The organism is Streptomyces sp. NPDC002446 (assembly GCF_053595675.1).
The window spans coordinates 1-15,494 of sequence record NZ_JBSFYC010000008.1; the positions used below are offsets into that span (position 1 = coordinate 1).

At 73.1% G+C, this 15,494-nt stretch carries 13 protein-coding genes and 1 rRNA gene; 13 read left to right on the top strand and 1 reads right to left on the bottom strand.

Features of this window, described 5'->3' with window-relative positions:
- Positions 1-150: 150 nt before the first annotated feature.
- Positions 151-267: ribosomal RNA gene (gene rrf, locus ACWD6P_RS06765) — 5S ribosomal RNA — on the top strand.
- A 78-nt stretch (positions 268-345) separates the two neighbouring features.
- On the opposite strand, the gene ACWD6P_RS06770 is transcribed toward rrf, so the two are convergent.
- Entirely contained in the window at positions 346-987 is a 642-nt protein-coding gene (locus ACWD6P_RS06770) for a 4'-phosphopantetheinyl transferase family protein (protein WP_451442961.1), read from the bottom strand.
- 116 nt (positions 988-1,103) lie between these two features.
- Here ACWD6P_RS06770 and ACWD6P_RS06775 point away from each other — a divergent pair, with 116 nt between their 5' ends.
- The 12 genes from ACWD6P_RS06775 (at position 1,104) to ACWD6P_RS06830 (ending at position 15,492) form a co-directional block, all read left to right on the top strand.
- Positions 1,104-2,165 (top strand): saccharopine dehydrogenase, encoded by a 1,062-nt coding sequence (locus ACWD6P_RS06775; RefSeq protein ID WP_451442962.1) that lies wholly within the window; start codon positions 1,104-1,106, stop codon positions 2,163-2,165.
- On the top strand, positions 2,162-2,809 hold the full coding sequence (locus tag ACWD6P_RS06780; RefSeq protein ID WP_451442963.1) for a TetR/AcrR family transcriptional regulator: 648 nt from the start codon (positions 2,162-2,164) through the stop codon (positions 2,807-2,809). The genes ACWD6P_RS06775 and ACWD6P_RS06780 overlap by 4 nt, the downstream gene beginning before the upstream one ends.
- Positions 2,810-2,842: 33 nt before the next feature.
- The gene (locus ACWD6P_RS06785; protein WP_451442964.1) at positions 2,843-4,021 is read left to right on the top strand and encodes a cytochrome P450 family protein; all 1,179 of its coding nucleotides are present in this window, start codon (positions 2,843-2,845) and stop codon (positions 4,019-4,021) included.
- A 17-nt stretch (positions 4,022-4,038) separates the two neighbouring features.
- Positions 4,039-4,233, top strand: a complete 195-nt coding sequence (locus ACWD6P_RS06790) for a ferredoxin (RefSeq protein WP_451442965.1) — start codon at positions 4,039-4,041, stop codon at positions 4,231-4,233.
- A gap of 2 nt (positions 4,234-4,235) precedes the next feature.
- Positions 4,236-5,495, top strand: a complete 1,260-nt coding sequence (locus ACWD6P_RS06795) for an NAD(P)/FAD-dependent oxidoreductase (protein WP_451442966.1) — start codon at positions 4,236-4,238, stop codon at positions 5,493-5,495.
- Positions 5,496-6,129: 634 nt separating this feature from the next.
- Positions 6,130-6,708, top strand: a complete 579-nt coding sequence (locus ACWD6P_RS06800; RefSeq protein WP_451442967.1) for an acyl carrier protein — start codon at positions 6,130-6,132, stop codon at positions 6,706-6,708.
- 47 nt (positions 6,709-6,755) lie between these two features.
- Positions 6,756-8,060 carry a beta-ketoacyl-[acyl-carrier-protein] synthase family protein gene (locus ACWD6P_RS06805; RefSeq protein ID WP_451442968.1) on the top strand — a complete coding sequence of 435 codons (1,305 nt, stop codon included), beginning with the start codon at positions 6,756-6,758 and terminating at the stop codon, positions 8,058-8,060.
- Positions 8,061-8,065: 5 nt separating this feature from the next.
- The gene (locus ACWD6P_RS06810; protein ID WP_451442969.1) at positions 8,066-9,229 is read left to right on the top strand and encodes a beta-ketoacyl synthase N-terminal-like domain-containing protein; all 1,164 of its coding nucleotides are present in this window, start codon (positions 8,066-8,068) and stop codon (positions 9,227-9,229) included.
- On the top strand, positions 9,226-10,515 hold the full coding sequence (locus ACWD6P_RS06815; protein ID WP_451442970.1) for a beta-ketoacyl-[acyl-carrier-protein] synthase family protein: 1,290 nt from the start codon (positions 9,226-9,228) through the stop codon (positions 10,513-10,515). The genes ACWD6P_RS06810 and ACWD6P_RS06815 overlap by 4 nt, the downstream gene beginning before the upstream one ends.
- Positions 10,505-11,812, top strand: coding sequence for a beta-ketoacyl synthase N-terminal-like domain-containing protein (locus ACWD6P_RS06820; protein ID WP_451442971.1), 1,308 nt, complete (start codon positions 10,505-10,507; stop codon positions 11,810-11,812). Before ACWD6P_RS06815 ends, ACWD6P_RS06820 begins: the two co-directional genes overlap by 11 nt.
- Positions 11,813-11,832: 20 nt before the next feature.
- The gene (locus ACWD6P_RS06825; protein ID WP_451442972.1) at positions 11,833-14,715 is read left to right on the top strand and encodes an aminotransferase class III-fold pyridoxal phosphate-dependent enzyme; all 2,883 of its coding nucleotides are present in this window, start codon (positions 11,833-11,835) and stop codon (positions 14,713-14,715) included.
- A 30-nt stretch (positions 14,716-14,745) separates the two neighbouring features.
- A complete protein-coding gene (locus ACWD6P_RS06830) occupies positions 14,746-15,492 on the top strand; it encodes a 3-oxoacyl-ACP reductase family protein (RefSeq protein ID WP_451442973.1) in 747 nt (248 codons plus the stop codon).
- Positions 15,493-15,494: the final 2 nt, after the last annotated feature.

The window sequence follows — 15,494 nt, forward strand, 5'->3', positions numbered from 1 at the left end:
GGTTGATAGGCCAGATATGGAAGCGCCGTAAGGTGTGGAGTTGACTGGTACTAATAGGCCGAGGGCTTGTCCTCAGTTGCTCGCGTCCACTGTGTAGGTTCTGAAGTAACGACCGTTGAACCATGTTCCGGTTGGTTAACTTCATAGTGTTTCGGTGGTCATAGCGTTAGGGAAACGCCCGGTTACATTCCGAACCCGGAAGCTAAGCCTTTCAGCGCCGATGGTACTGCAGGGGGGACCCTGTGGGAGAGTAGGACGCCGCCGAACAAATTTTGAAAAAGCCTCGTTCCCCGAGTTTCGACTCGGGGAACGAGGCTTTTTTGCGTTTCCGGGGCGTTTTGAATTTCAGGGAACGGCCACGGCGGTGATCAGGATGCCGTGGCCGGTGTGCCAGTGGCCCGTCAGCTGGGGGAGCGGGTGGGGGAGGCGGGCGGTGAAGGTGTGGGTGTCGGGGGTGAAGGTCAGTTCGGCGTCGTCGAAGTGGAGGGCGCGTGGGGCGAGCGGTGAGCAGGCCTTGTAGAGGGACTCCTTGGCGCTGAAGAGGAGGCGGTCCCAGTGGATGTGGGGGTGGGTGGCGTCGAGCCGGTGCAGGTGGGTGCGTTCGGCGGGGGTGGTGATGCCGTGGCGTACGGCGGGTGGCAGGGGGGCGTGGGGTTCGGCGTCGATGCCGAGGTGGCGGAGGTCGGTGGTGCGGGCGACGGCGGCGGCGCGGTAGCCGTCGCAGTGGGTGAGGCTGCCGGTGGTGCCGGTGGGCCAGGTGGGGGCGCCGGTGGGGGCCGGGGGCAGGGGTGTCGGGGGGAGGCCCAGCCGGGACAGGGCGCGGTGAGCGCAGTGCCGGGTGGTGGTGAACTCGCGGCGGCGTTTGTCGCTGGCGTGGGCGATGGCCCGTTCCTCGACGGGGAAGAGGGCGGGGGACGGTGCGGGGCGGGCCGGGTCGCCGAAGGCGTCCTCGCCCACTGCGGTCGTGGGCAGAACGGCCTCGATCATCGGGCAACTCCTCGTTCTCTCAGGCGGGTTGGGGGTGGTGCGGTGCGTCCGACTCTACGGAGGGGTCGATCATGAGGGCGTTGTGTTTCTAGGTCGCGTGACCTAGTCTCGTCGGTGTGGACGATGACATCCAGCTTGATGTGACAGGTCCGGTTCTTGTGGTGGGTGGCTACGGCACCGTCGGTGGTGAGCTGGCCCGGCTCGCGGCCCGCTCGTGGCCGCTGCTGCTCACCGGGCGCAATCCGGAGCGCGGGCGGGAGCTCGCCGAGGAGGTCGGTGCGGCGGTGCGGCGCTGGGATCTGAGTGATCCGGAGCCGTTCTCGGCCAAGGTGCGGGCCGTGATCAGTACGGTGAACGATCCCGAGGACCGGGTGCTGCGGGCGGCCCTTAGGGGCGGGGTCCCGTATGTGGACATCACGCGCTGGACGGCGCGGTTGCAGCGGGCCACCGCCGTCGCGGCGGTGGAGGCGCCCAGGGCTGCGGTGCTGCTGTCGTCCAGCTGGATGGGCGGGGTGAGTGCGCTGGTCGCCGCGGCGCTGGCGGCCGAGCTCGGCGGGGCGGCGGCGGTGGAGATCGCCATCCGCTACGACCTCAAGGACCGGGCGGGCACCGACTCGGTGGAGTTCATGGACCGGCTGGGGCTGGACTACGAGGTGACCGAGGGCGGCCGACGGCGGATGATCATGCCGCTGAGCGGCGCCGGGTACGTCGGCATCGGCGAGCACCGGACCAAGGTCGCGCGGATCGACACGCCGGAGCAGTTCACGCTGCCGCTGGTGCTCGGTGTGGACACCGCCATCACCCGTATCGGGTTCAGCGCCAACTCCTCGACGTCCACGCTGCTGGCGCTCAGGAAGACGGGATTCTTCCGGTGGGGGCGCGGGGACCGCTTCGAGTCGGTGCGGCGGTCGATGCTGTACTCGCCGGGCGAGGGCGGCAGTGCGCTGCTGCGGATCGATGTGCGGGGACGGGGCGGACAGCGGCGTACGGCGACCGTCACCGACCCGGCCGGGCAGGCGCATCTCACGGCGCTGGGCGGGCTGCTGGGCCTGCGGCGGGTGCTGGGCGAGGACGGTGCCGCCGCGCCTTCGGGGGTGGTCTTCCCCGAGATGACGCCGGTGCCGCAGGACGTGGTCTCCGTACTGGAGAAGGCGGGCGTCGGGGTCGAGGTGTCATGACGCAGGGCAAGGAGCCGGGAGCCGGCAAGGGACCGACGCTGACGCGGCAGGGCAGCATTCGGCGGACGAGTCTGCTGGATGCTGCCGAGGCGGTGCTGGTGGCGCAGGGGGCGGATGCCTCGCTGCGGGCCATCGCCGGGGAGGCCGGGGTGCGGGTCGGGCATCTGCAGCACTACTTCCCGACCCGGGCCGATCTGATCAAGGCGGTGCTGGAGCGGGCGCTGGAGCGTTCGCTGGAGCGGCTGGCCGAGACGACGGGGCTGCGGACGGTGCGTGACGACCCGTCGGCCCTCAAGTCGCCGGCGGGGCCGGCGGACGCCGGTGAGGTGGTGGCGGTGGTCCTCGCCGAGCAGGAGGACCCGCAGCTGGTGCGCCTGTATGTCGAGGTGTGGGCGCTGGCGGCGCGGGACGAGGAGATCGCCGCCGTGGTGCGGGAGTTCTACCGGAAGTACGTCGCCCATGTGGAGGCGTTCGTCCGGCAGGGGCGGCCGGACTGGCCGGGTGAGTACTGCCGGGCGCGGGCCGAGACCTTTGTCGCGCTGGTCGAAGGGGCGGCGCTGATGCGGTCGGGTATCGCCGGCAGCCGGTCGGCCGCGATGGATGCGCAACTGGCGCAATTCGCTGTGCAGTTGCTCCGGGACTGACGGGCCCGGGGCTCACCTAGGGGGGATCTCCGCATGACCGAGGTGGTGGATCTGGCCGGGCTCGCGTCGACGGCCGGGCTGGAGCAGGAGCTGGACCGGCTCGCCGGGAGCCACGGCATCATCCGTACGCGTCAGCTGAACGGGCAGGAGACCTGGACGGTGCTGGGCGCCTCGCTGACGCGGGAGCTGCTGAGCGATCCGCGGCTGTCCAACGACGTGCATGCGCATGCGCCGCACGGGGCGCTGGTGCCGGGGATGGCCGTGATGCTCCTGGAGCAGGACGACCCCGGGCACGCCCGCAACCGGCGGCTGGTGAGCGCGGCCTTCGCCTCGCGGGCGGTGCGGCAGCTGGAGCCGCGGATCGTGGAGATCACCCGCCAGCTGCTGGACAAGCTGGGGGACCGCGGTACGGCGGACTTCATCGAGGAGTTCACCTATCCGATGCCGCTGGAGGTGATCTGCGAGCTGCTGGGGGTGCCGGCCGAGGACCGGGAGCCGTTCCGGCAGTGGGCGATGGACATCTCCGCGGCGCCGTCGGCGGAGGCGATGCAGTCGGCGGCCGGGGAGCTGTTCGGGTACTGCATCGGTCTGATCGGTGCCAAGCGGGAGCGGCCCACCGAGGACCTGCTCAGTGAGCTGATCGCCGCCCGGTTCGAGGACGGCGGCGCGCTCGGCGACGAGGAACTCTCCTCGTTCGCGGCGGTGTTGCTGATCGCCGGGCATGACACGGTGACGAATCTGCTGGCGAACGCGCTGCACGATCTGCTGGCCCACCCGGGGCAGCTGGCCGCGCTGCGCCGCGATCCGTCGCTGGTCGGCGCGGCGGTGGAGGAGGCGCTGCGGTTCCGGGGGTCGGCGATGACGACGGTCAACCGGGTGGCGCGGGAGGACATCGCGGCCGGCGGGGTGACGATCCGCAAGGGGGAGCTGGTCCGCTTTCTGCTGAACGCGGCCAACCGCGACCCCGGGGTGCGGGCCGATCCGCACGCCTTCGACCTGCACCGGGCGACCGCGCAGCACCTGGCGTTCGGGATGGGGCCGCACTTCTGCCTGGGGCAGCGCCTCGCCCGCCAGGAGGCGACGATCGCGCTCACCGAGATCCTGCAGCGGTTCGCCACGCTCGAACTCGCGGTGCCGGCCGACGAGGTGCGGTGGCTGCCGTCGGATGCGATCCGGGGGCTGGTCGAACTGCCGCTGCGGTACGCGCGCTGAGGAGCGGGGGAGCGGGCATGGGGAAGATCGTCGTGGATCGTGCGCTGTGTGACGGACTCGGGCAGTGTGCGCTGGTGGCGCCCGAGGTGTTCGCGCTGGACGACGAGGAGCGGCTGGTGGTCGCGCCGGACCCGGCGCCGGAGCTGGCAGGGAAGGTGGCCGCGGCGGTGCGGGCGTGTCCGGTGCGGGCGCTGTCGGCCGAAGGGGCCTGACCGTGCGCGAGGTGGTCGTGGTGGGGGCCGGGCTGGCGGGTGTGCGGGCCGGCCGGGCGCTGCGGGCGCGGGGGTTCGACGGCCGGCTGACGGTGGTGTCGGACGAGCCCGAAGTGCCCTACGACCGGCCGCCGCTGACCAAGCAGCTGGTGTCCGGGACGCTGACGGAGGACGACATCCGGCTGGCGGACGCCGGGGAGTTCGACGCCCGCTGGATCCGGGGGACCGCGGCGGTCGGGCTGGACCGGGAGCGGCGGCGGGTCCACCTGGCGGACGGTGCGGCGCTGCCGTACGACGGGGTGGTGCTGGCGCCCGGGGCCCGGGCCAGGGCGTGGCCCGAAGGGGCGGTGCCGGCCGGGGTGCTGACGGTGCGGGGGCTTGCGGACGTACGGGCGCTGCGGGCGGCGGTGGACGGCGGGGCCCGGGAGGTGGTCGTCGTCGGTGCCGGGTTCGTCGGGGTGGAGCTGGCGTCGTCGCTGAGCGGGCTGGGGGTGCGGGTGACGCTGGTGGAGCCGGCCGGGGCGCCGCTGCGGGGGCTGGGCCGGGCGGTCTCGGAGATGGTGGCCGGGGCGGCGCGCCGGGCAGGGGTGGTGGTGCGGCTGGGGACCGGCGTACGGGGGTTTCGCGCCGGTGGCGGCTGGGTCAGTGCGGTGGAGCTGGCCGACGGCGGTGTGCTGCCCGCGGACTGTGTGGTGGTGGCGATCGGGATGGTGCCGGCGACGGGGTGGCTGGCGGGGGCGGGGCTGGCGCTGCCGGGCGGGCGGATCCACTGTGACGAGCGGCTGTTCGCGCGGGCCGCGGGGGAGCCGGGGGTGCCGGGGGCGCCCGATCCGGGCGTGGTGGTGGCCGGGGACGCGGCGTGGTGCGATGCGGTGCGCACGGCCGAGGGGCCGGTGGCGCTGGAGCACTGGAGCAATGCGGCCGCGCAGGGTGAGCTGGCGGCGGGCAATCTGCTGGCCGGTCCGGCGGCGGCCGAGCCGTACGACCATGTGCCCTCGTTCTGGACGACGGCGTTCGGACTGCGGATCAGGTCGGTCGGGCTGCCGGGCAGCGGTGAGCGGGCCGTGGTGGAGGCGGGGGATCCGGCCGAGGGGGCGGTGCTGGTGGCGCACTACGGCCGGGGCCGGCTCGTGGGTGCGGTGAGTGTGAACCAGGGGCGGTCGCTGGCGGCGTACGCGGGGCGGCTGCGGGCGGAGCGGGGTGCTGGTTCCGGTTCCGGTTCCGGTTCCGGTTCCGGGGAAAACAAAACCTCGGGAATGTGAACCCGTCGTTAAGTTTCCCATTACCACGGAAGCTTTGGATTAATACCTTCCGGATTCGATTGGGTCACGTGACCTATCGCACATTCCCGTGACGCTTCTCATTCGGCTCTGGTAACGTTTTTGTCGCGCCCCTCGGAGGGGCGTGCAGGCCTTGCGGGGGTCACGACGAGGTGCTCGCCGGAGAGAGCTGGGCCTGTTCCTGCTCAGGCAGGTTTTCGGGGGATCATTCGCTACGGGGGATGGCATGTGTAGCACCTTCAGCGACATCTGAACCGGTTTCTGGAATCGGGCCTTCCCGCAGGTGGGAAGCGGTTCCCGGTCTTCTTTGTCCCTAGGTCGAACCCGCCGTCGCGGCGGTGTTCGCCGCTCGCCGGGCCTTCCGGCATGAATTCCCGAGCTCTTTGTGGGAATGGGCTGAGGTAATCCGCCCGGCTTTTCTCGGGATTCTTCATGTCTCCGTGGTGGCCTGTTTCCGTTCATGCATTCCGGTGCCGGGCTCCGTGCTCCCGCCGGAGGGTGAAGTACGTCTCCAGGTAATTTCCGCTGCAGTTCTCCTGCATTTTCCATTGCTGGAAACGGCCGCACCCGCCGTGTGTGCCGTGTGTCCACAGTGCTCAGAAACGAGGAAAGAATCATGCAGAACCCCTTCGAGACAGAGCAGATCCACGACATCGTGCGAGAGGGTCTGGCGCAGGTGCTGGGCAGCGCCGTCGACGAGATCACCGCGGACGCCACCCTCGTCGCCGACCTCGGTGCCGAATCCCTCGACCTGGTCGAGTTCCGCTTCGAGATGGAGACCAGGCTCGGCGTGGCCCTGCCCAAGTCGAACGTGCTCGACCTGCTGGCGGCGGCGCTCGGCGGCTCGGAGCAGCTCTACGACGAGCGCGGCGGCATCACCGAGCTGGCCGCCGAGGTGCTGCGGCGCAGCGCCTTCGGCTACTCCGCCGAGCAGGTGCACGCCGGGATGCGCCCGTACGAGGTCGCCGGGGCGGCCACCAGCGCGCACTGGGCCGCCTTCACCCACCGGATCTTCGACCACCTTCCCGAGGCCTGCACCGAGTGCGCCGCCGACAAGGCGCAGATCGCCCCGTCCGGCAAGGTCCGGTGCGCCGGCTGCGGCGCGGCGCCGGAGCCGGCCACCGGCGACGAGGTGATGGCGGACGGCGTCCGTGCGGCGCTCGAGGCGCTGGGGCACGCCCAGCCCGTCGGCTGACACGGCGGAGAGCCGCAGATGCCGCTCGTCGTGCGAAAGGAACGCAAGTGAACCCCCAGATACCCGCCGGGGCCGGTCATGAGGTCGTGGTGACCGGGCTCGGCCTGGTGGCCGGCCGGCTGACCGACCCCGAGTCGTTGTTCGACCATCTTGCGCAGGGACACACCCTCATCACCGAGCACCCGCTCCACAGCGAGTGGGGCGTGCCCTGCGCCGCCTCCGCGCATATCGACCCCCACGTCCGGCGGGAGATCGAGGACGCGCTGCCCGAGGAGGCCGGGCCGCTGGGTCCCGCCGGGACGCTCGCCTGGCACGCCGCGGCCCAGGCCTGGGAGCGCAGCGGCCTGCCCCGGCGGCTGGAGACCGAGCGCGGCGGCGTCTTCCTCGCCTGCAACCGCATGGTCATGGAGCCCGCCGAACTCGCCGGCCTGGCCCGCCATGTGGACTTCGAGGACGGCGCACTGGACCTGGACGCCTACCTGGCGGCGGACGAGACCGATCCGCGGCGCCACGAGCGGATCCAGCCGGACACCGCCACCGTGCGGCTGGCCGACTACTTCGGCGCGGCCGGCGTCCTGGAGACCCACGCGGACGCCTGTGCCGCGGGCGGTATGGCGATCGGCAGCGCGTACCGCTACCTCCGCAGCGGAGCGCTGGACGTGGCGCTGGCCGGCGGCGCCGAGAGCCTGACGACGCTCACCTCGGTGGCCGCCTTCTACGGGGTCGGTGCGCTCGCCCCCTCCGGCGGGCGGGACGCCGGCCGCATCAGCCGCCCCTTCGACAAGGACCGCTCGGGCTTCGTCATCGGGGACGGCGCCGCCTTCCTCGTACTGGAGTCGCGGGCGCACGCCGAGGCCCGCGGCGCGCGGATCCTGGCCCGCGTCGCCGGGTACGCGGGGGTGGCCGAGGCCGTGAAGATGACGTCCAGTTCGCGGGACGGCTCGGACTACGCCGAGTGCATCCGGGCCGCGCTCACGGACGCCGGGCTCAGCCCGGGCGACATCGACCACGTCAACGCGCACGGCACCTCGACCGAGGCCAACGACACCTGTGAGGCCGCGGCGCTGCACACCGTCTTCGGGGAGCGGGCCGCCCGTATCCCGGTCACCGGCAACAAGTCCGCCATGGGGCACTCCCTGGCGAACAGCGGGGCGGCCGAGGCGGTGCTGTCGGTGCTCAGCCTGCAGCGGCAGTCCGTGCTGCCGACCCTCAACTTCCGCGAACCGGACGCGGTGACGCGCGGGCTGGACATCGTCACCGAGCGCCGCGCGGTGCCGGTTAGCGCCGTGCTGTCGAACTCCTTCGGCTTCGGCGGGCAGAACTGCTCGCTGGTCCTGGCCCGGGCGCGGTGACGGCGATGACGAACCTCGACGCGGTGCGGCTGACCGCACCCGGCTTGTACACGGCGGCGGGAGCGGACCCGGCCGCCCTGTGGGAGGCGCTGGCGGCCGGCAGGGACACCGGCCGGCCGGGCGGGATCCCGGCGGGCCCCTGGCCCGGTGCGCACACCGTCTTCCCCGTCGACGACCCCGATGCCGCGGCCCTGGGCGTGCACCGAAGGGTGCTGCGGACGTCGGAGAAGCAGGCCCGCATGGCGCTTTACGGGGCCCGGCTGTCCTTGGGCGGCCAGCCGGCCCCGGTGGGCGGTGAGCGCTGGGGGCTCTACCTCGGACTGCCCACGGTGGACGAGGAGCTGCTGCGGTTCGAGGCGCTGGACGGGCTGCGCAGGGCCGCCGGCTCGCCCGGTGCGGTGGCGGCGCTCTACGCCCGCGAGGTCCCGCCGTTCAGCGGCCTGTCCCACCTCAACAGCACCGCCGCCGCCCACATCTCGGCCGCGTTCGGGCTGACCGGGGCGATGGCCGCGTACTCGCCGTTCTCCGACGCGGGGCTCCAGGCCCTGATCGACGGGGTGCTCTCGGTCGCCGAGGACGAGAACGAGGCGGCCGTCATCGGGGCGGTCAGCCCCAAGGTCCATCCGCTGCTCTTCCTGCAGTACGAGGAGCTGGGCTGGACCGGGGCCGCTCCGGGCGAGGGGGCCGCCTTCCTCCTCGCCGCGCGGGCGCGGGGCGGGCCCGACCGGGCACCGGCGGCCCGGCTGGCCGGCTACGGGCGGGCGTTCGGCGCGGCCGGCGCGGACCGTACGGAGGCGATCGCCGGGGCCGTGCGGGCGGCGCTGGCGATGGCCGGCACCGACGCGGACGGGATCGGCTGGGTGCTGCCGGACGCGGTGTGGACGGCGGACGGGGCACAGGCCCAGCGCGCCGCGCTCGACCGGGTCTTCGCGGCGGCCGGCCACCGGCCCGCGGCGTTTTGCAGCGCGCCCGCGACCGGTGTGCTCGGCCCCGCCCACCCGCTGGCCCATGTGCTGCTGGCGCTGCACGGACTGGCCGGCGGGCGCCGGCTGGTGGCCGACGGCGGCGCGGTGCGGGAGGAGGCGCTGCCGGTGCCCCGGGCGCTGGCGCTGGCGTGCGGTGCGCGCGGCCAGGTGTGCGCCGTCGTACTGGAAGGAGTGGGGGCATGAGCCGCCGTGTCGTGGTCACCGGAATGGGCGCCGTCTGCGGGCTGGGCCTCGACTGGCGGACGCTGTGGGAGGGGCTGTGCGAGGGGCGCTCGGCGATCCGCGCCTGGCACCTGCCCGGTGTCGAGGACTTCCCCGTGCGCTATGCGGCGCCCGTCGATGACGCGGAGTTCGCGCGGCGGTACGGCGCCGACGACGGCCTGGACCGGCCGATGGAGCGGCGGGCACGGTTCGGTCTGGCGGCCGCCGGGCAGGCGCTGGCCGACGCCGGACTCGCCGCGGGAGGCGATACCGCGCGAGGGCCGGGCCGGATCGGTACGGCGGTCGGCTCCGGCGTACCGGAGCGCGATCCCCACGAGCTGCTGCACGCCATCGGCGCCGACGGGCAGCCCAGTTGGCGGGCGCTGTACGCCCGCCGCGCCGAACTCGACCGCGGCAGCGGCCTGTTCTGCACCAATGACGCGCTGGCCGCCGCGATCGCCGGCCGCCACCGGCTGCGCGGGCCCGCGCTCAACTTCAGCACCGCCTGCGCGGGCGCCACGCACGCCATCGGCCACGGCTTCCGCATGATCCGGCGCGGGGAGGTGGACGCCATGCTGGTGGGCGGCGCCGACTCGGTGCTGAACCTGCCGACGATGACGGGCCTGCACCTGCTGGGCGCCCCGTCGACGTCCGAGCTCTTCGGGGACCGGCTGTGCCGGGCCTTCGACCGGGACCGCAGCGGTCTGGTCGCCGGGGAGGGCGCGGCGATGCTGGTGCTGGAGAGCGAGGACAGCGCCCGGCGGCGCGGTGCGCCGATCTACGCGGAGGTCGCCGGTTTCGGCAGCTCCCTGGACGCGTACCAGGTCACCGCCCCGCATCCGGAGGGCCGGGGCGCCGCGCTGGCGATGAGCCGGGCGCTCGCCGACGGCGGGGTGGCGCCGGGCGAGGTGGTCTCGGTCAACGCGCACGGCACCTCCACCCCGCTCAACGACCCGATCGAGACCCGCGCGATCAAGGACGTCTTCGCCGCGGGCGGGCACTACCGCACGCTCGCGGTCACCGCCAGCAAGACCGCCCTCGGCCATCTGATCGCGGCGGCCGGCGCGCCCGAACTCATCGCCACGGTGCTGTCCGTACGCGACGGCATCGTGCCCCCGACGCTGAATCTGGAGAACCCGGATCCGGCCTGCGACCTCGACTACGTCCCGGACAAGGCCCGGCACCAGGAGGTGCCCGTGGCAGTGAGCAATTCCTTCGGCTTCGGCGGACTCAACGCCAGTCTGGTGGTGCGCGGTTATGACCTCTGACCTGACCCTGACCAACATCGTGGTGACCGGTATCGGCGCGGTGCTGCCCACCGGGCGCGGGCCGAAGGCCCTGTGGTCGGCCTGGCGCGAGGCGCAGCCCGCGCTCTCCCCCTACCGCGACCCCTACGTACGGACCCGGAAGATCACCCACTTCGGGCATGTCCCCGACGAGCTCCAGCAGCAGAGCCGGGAGAGCGTGCCCCACAAGCTGCGGAAGTTCGGCACGGCGTTCACCTTCAACGCGGTGCTCGCCGCGCAGGACGCCATGGCGGCGGCGGGCGAGAGCTGGCAGGCGATCCCGGAGGAGCGCCGCGGGCTGTACGTCGCCCAGGACGACTCCACCGAGCTGAGCGCCGCGGCCTTCCACAAGGCGCTCGACAAGGCCCGGTCGGACACCTCGCCGCAGGCGGGGGCGGATCTGCAGCGGCTGGTGGCGGAGGCGTTCGGCAACGCGGCCACCTTCAACCCGTTCACCGTCATCCGCGCGCTCAACAACAACACCCTCGCGATGATCAGCATCGCCCAGCGGTTCCGCGGCGACTGCGCCGCCTTCGTCCAGGACGCCGGCGCCGCGCTCGGGGCGCTGCAGCGGGCCGCCTTCACCCTCCGCCAGGGGCACTGCGACACCGCCCTGGTGGTCGGTGCGGGAAGCTACAACGAGCCGCTGAAGCTCGCCGCGCAGTACCGCGCCGGGCATCTGAGCGCGGGCGGCGCCGGCGGCGCGGCGGTGCGCAGCTTCGACGCCGAGCGGGACGGCACGGTCCTCGCCGAGGGCGCGGTGGCGCTCGTACTGGAGCGGGCCGACGACGCCGCGCGGCGCGGCGCACGGCCGCTGGTGGAGTTCCTGGGGGCCGCGCTGCGGCCGGCCGTGGACGGCGGCATCGGCCCGTCCGCCCTCGCCGAGGGGCCGCGCGGGCTGCTGGCCGCCCATGGCCTGGCGCCCGACACGCTGGGCGCGGTCCTCGCCGACGGCAAGGGCACCCTCGCCCATGACGCCGCCGAGGCCGAGCTGCTGCGGGCGCTGCTGAAGGACAGCGGTGTCCCGGTCGGTTCGCTGCGCCCGGTCACCGGCACGCTGGGCGCCGCCGGGCCGCTGGCGGAACTGGCCCTGGCGCCGCATCTGTTCGCCCACGGCGAGCTGCCGCCGATCGCGCATCTGCGCACCCCGCCCGACGACGGCACCGACTTCGTCATGGACGCGCCCAGGAAGCGCCGGATCGACTCCGTGCTGAGTCTGCACAGCACCTTCAACGGGTTCGCGGGCGCGCTGCTCGCCCAGCGGCCGCACACGCCCTGACGCACGAGGGGACCACCACCATGTCGCAGTTCACCACGTTCGTGCAGCCCCGGATGGGGCGGATCCTCACCGCCCTGGGGCTGGACGTCGAGTACGTCCACGGCGCCGGCAACACCCTCCACTACCGCGACGAGCGGGGCGAGGACGTCCCGGTCCTCGACCTGATGGGCGGCTACGGCTCCCTGATCCTCGGCCACAACCACCCCGAGCTCGTCGCCCACGCCCGGCAGCTGCTGGACCGCAACACGGCCGTCCACGCGCAGTTCTCGCTGCGCGGCGGGGCCGGCCGGCTCGGCGCCGCGCTCAGCGACGCCGTCCGCCGGGAGACCGCGGCCAAGGAGCCGTACGTCGCGACCTTCGGCAACAGCGGCGCGGAGGCCGTCGAGGCGGCCGTCAAGCACGCCGAGCTGGTCCGGGTGCGGCAGGCCGCGGCGCTCGCCGACGAGATCGCGGGGAACGCGGCGGCCGCACGGGAGGCCGTCCGCCGCGGCGAGGCCGCCCTCGACCCGGACGCCCTGCGGCACCCGGCCGTCCGCGACCGGGCGCCGCAGGACGGGGGCATCGACGGCCTGCTGGCGGCGGCCGAGGCCCACAACGCGGCGGCGCTCGCCACCCGGCCGCTGTTCCTGGCACTGGAGCGCTCCTTCCACGGCAAGCTCGTCGGCAGCGTCCAGCTCACCTACAACAGCGGCTTCCGCGCCCCGTTCCAGAACCTCGGGGCGCGGGTGCGCTTCGTGCCCGCGGACCGGCTCGAACTGCTGGCGGGGATCGCCGACGAGGAGCGGGTGGTCCTGCTCGACACCGAGCTCGACGCCGGGCGGGTCCGGGTCGTCGAACGCCCGCTGCCGGTCATCACCGCGTTCCTGGCCGAGCCGGTGCAGGGCGAGGGCGGCATCCACGCGCTGACGGCCGAGCAGGGCAGGGCCATCCGGCTGTTCTGCAACAAGGCCGGCGCCCCGCTGATCCTCGACGAGGTGCAGAGCGGCCTGGGCCGCTGCGGCGCGTTCCTGGCCAGCTCGCTGATCGGGCTGCGCGGCGACTACTACGCGCTGTCCAAGTCGCTCGGCGGCGGGCTCGCCAAGATCTCCGCCATGCTGGTCCGCCGGTCCCTCTACCAGGGCGAGTTCGACATCATCCACAGCTCGACCTTCGCCATGGACGACTTCTCCTCGTCCCTCGCGCACCGGGTCGTCGAGCTGCTGGAGGCGGACGACGGGCGGCTCTACCGCCAGGTCACCGAGCGCGGCGAGCGGCTCACCGAGATGCTGGGCGGGCTCCGGGCGGCCTACCCCGACGTCATCGAAGACGTCCGCGGCAAGGGCCTGTTCATCGGCCTGCAGCTGCGCGACCAGGCCGGGGCCCGCTCCATGGTGCTGCGCGGCAGCGCCTACACCGGCTCGCTCGGCTATCTGCTCGCCGGCTACCTGCTGCGCCAGGAAGGCATCCGGATCGCACCGACCGGCAGCGCCGGCAACGTGCTGCGCATCCAGCCGTCCGCGTACCTCACCGACGAGGAGATCGAGCAGCTGCGCGGGGCGCTGGAGCGGCTCTGCCGCATCCTGCGCTACGAGGACACCCTGCACCTGGTCCACCCGGCCAGTGACCGCACGATCCCCAAACCCCGCGCGGAGATCAGGGACTTCCGGGGGGCGCTGCCCGGATACGAGCAGGACGAGCGGCGCGCGGCGACCGGGCCGGTGCGCAAGGTGGCCTTCCTCAACCACCTCATCGAACCGGCGCATCTGCGGCAGGTGGACCCGGCGCTCGCCGACCTCGGTGACGCGGCGCTGCGCTCCTTCGTCCTGGGCATGGACCCGGTCAAGACGGCGGCGCCCTACCCCGGGGTGCGGATCGACTCGCCGCTCGGCAGCGCCGTCGAGTTCGCCCTCTATCCGCTGATGGCTGGCTCCGAGCAGATGGGCGGCTACCTCGCCTCGGGGGATGTGGCGGGGATCCGGGCGGACATCGAGGAGCGGGTGCGGGCGGCCCGCGACGACGGCTGCGTGGTGGCGGGCCTGGGGATGTACACCTCCATCGTCACCGCCAACTGCACCTCGCTGCGGGTCCCGGGCATCGCGCTGACCTCGGGCAACGCGCTGACCGTGGCCATGGGCGTACAGGCGATGGAGCGGGGCGCGGCGGACCGCGGCTGGCGGGTCGAGGACGCCACGCTGGCCGTGGTCGGCGCGGCCGGCAACATCGCCTCGGTCTACAGCCAGCTCTTCGCCGAGCGGCTGGGCCGGATCGTGCTGGTCGGCAGCCGGCGGGACGGCTCGGCCAGGCGGCTGCAGCACACCGTGCACGGCATCTACCAGGAGTGCTGGGCGCGGATCGCGGACGGCGGCGAACTGACCGGGATCCCGGCGCGGCTGGCCGAGGAGCCGCTGATCACCAAGTGGCTGGCCGAGGGGCCCGCCGAGGACGCGGGCCGGGGCCGGGAGATCGCCGCGTATCTGCAGGAGCGTTACGGCAGTGACCCGTTCCTGACCGTCACCCAGGACAGCGCCGCCCTCAGGGACGCGCAGCTGGTGCTGTGCGCGTCCAACAGCCCCGAACCGTTCCTGACCGGCGAGCACTTCGCGCCGGAGACGGTGATCTGCGACATCGCCGTACCCAGCAACGCCGTCGCGGGCCTGGCCGAACAGCGGCCCGACCTGGCGTACATGCTCGGCGGCATCGTCGCCACCCCCCACGGCGAGAGCCTGCACCCCTCGGCGCGCGCCTTCCTGCAGGCCGGCCAGCTGTTCGCCTGCATGGCGGAGACCGCCCTGATGGGCCTGGCGGGCCTCGACCACCACTACTCCTACGGGAACATCAGCCGCCAGCAGGTCATCGACATCGCCGCACTGGCCAAGGCCCACGGACTGCGGCTCGCCGACTACAAGAGCGCCCACTCGGTCTGAGAGCGGGCCGCACCGACACGGGAGGACACCATGGAATACGAAGGCCAGGTGGCGCTGGTGACCGGCGGCAGCCGGGGCATCGGCCGGGCGATCGCCGTGCGGCTGGCACGGGCCGGCTGCGACATCGCGCTCAACTACCGCAGCTCGACCAGGGAGGCGGAGCAGGCCGCCGAAGAGATAGCGGGGCTCGGCCGCAGGGTCGAGCTCTTCCAGGGGGACATCTCCGATCCCGATGTGCCGCAGAGGATCGTCAGCGGCGTACGCGGCTCCTTCGGGCGGCTCGACGTGCTCGTCAACAACGCCGGGATCATCCGCGACGAGCTGCTGGTCAACCAGAGCCTCAAGGACATCGAGGAGGTCCTGGCCACCAACCTGACAGGGCCGATGCTCACCGTGCAGGCCGCCGCACCCCTGATGCTGCGCCGGCGCTACGGCCGGATCGTCAACATCTCCTCGTCCGCCGCCTCCAAACCCGGCCGCGGCCAGTCCAACTACGCGGCGGCCAAGGGCGGTCTGGAGGCGTTCACCAAGGCCATGGCCGTGGAGCTGGCCTCCCGCGGGATCCTGGTCAACGCCGTCGCCCCCGGGGTGATCAACACGGCGATGACCGACGCCCTCCGCAGCCACGGCCAGGACGAGATCATGCGCCGGCTGCTGGTGAAGAGCTACGCCGAACCCGAGACGATCGCCGACGCCGTGGCGTACCTCGCCAGCCCCCGCAACACGTACACCACGGGCGAGGTCCTGCACGTCGACGGCGGACTGAAGATGGCGTGAGG

Excerpts from the sequence above, each read along its gene's own strand:
- ACWD6P_RS06815 (WP_451442970.1), top strand. The coding sequence starts at position 9,226 with ATGAGCCGCCGTGTCGTGGTCACCGGAATGGGCGCCGTCTGCGGGCTG.
- ACWD6P_RS06780 (WP_451442963.1), top strand. The coding sequence starts at position 2,162 with ATGACGCAGGGCAAGGAGCCGGGAGCCGGCAAGGGACCGACGCTGACG.
- ACWD6P_RS06820 (WP_451442971.1), top strand. The coding sequence starts at position 10,505 with ATGACCTCTGACCTGACCCTGACCAACATCGTGGTGACCGGTATCGGC.
- ACWD6P_RS06830 (WP_451442973.1), top strand. The coding sequence starts at position 14,746 with ATGGAATACGAAGGCCAGGTGGCGCTGGTGACCGGCGGCAGCCGGGGC.
- ACWD6P_RS06770 (WP_451442961.1), bottom strand. The coding sequence starts at position 987 with ATGATCGAGGCCGTTCTGCCCACGACCGCAGTGGGCGAGGACGCCTTC.
- ACWD6P_RS06810 (WP_451442969.1), top strand. The coding sequence starts at position 8,066 with ATGACGAACCTCGACGCGGTGCGGCTGACCGCACCCGGCTTGTACACG.
- ACWD6P_RS06825 (WP_451442972.1), top strand. The coding sequence starts at position 11,833 with ATGTCGCAGTTCACCACGTTCGTGCAGCCCCGGATGGGGCGGATCCTC.
- ACWD6P_RS06785 (WP_451442964.1), top strand. The coding sequence starts at position 2,843 with ATGACCGAGGTGGTGGATCTGGCCGGGCTCGCGTCGACGGCCGGGCTG.
- ACWD6P_RS06800 (WP_451442967.1), top strand. The coding sequence starts at position 6,130 with ATGCAGAACCCCTTCGAGACAGAGCAGATCCACGACATCGTGCGAGAG.
- ACWD6P_RS06790 (WP_451442965.1), top strand. The coding sequence starts at position 4,039 with ATGGGGAAGATCGTCGTGGATCGTGCGCTGTGTGACGGACTCGGGCAG.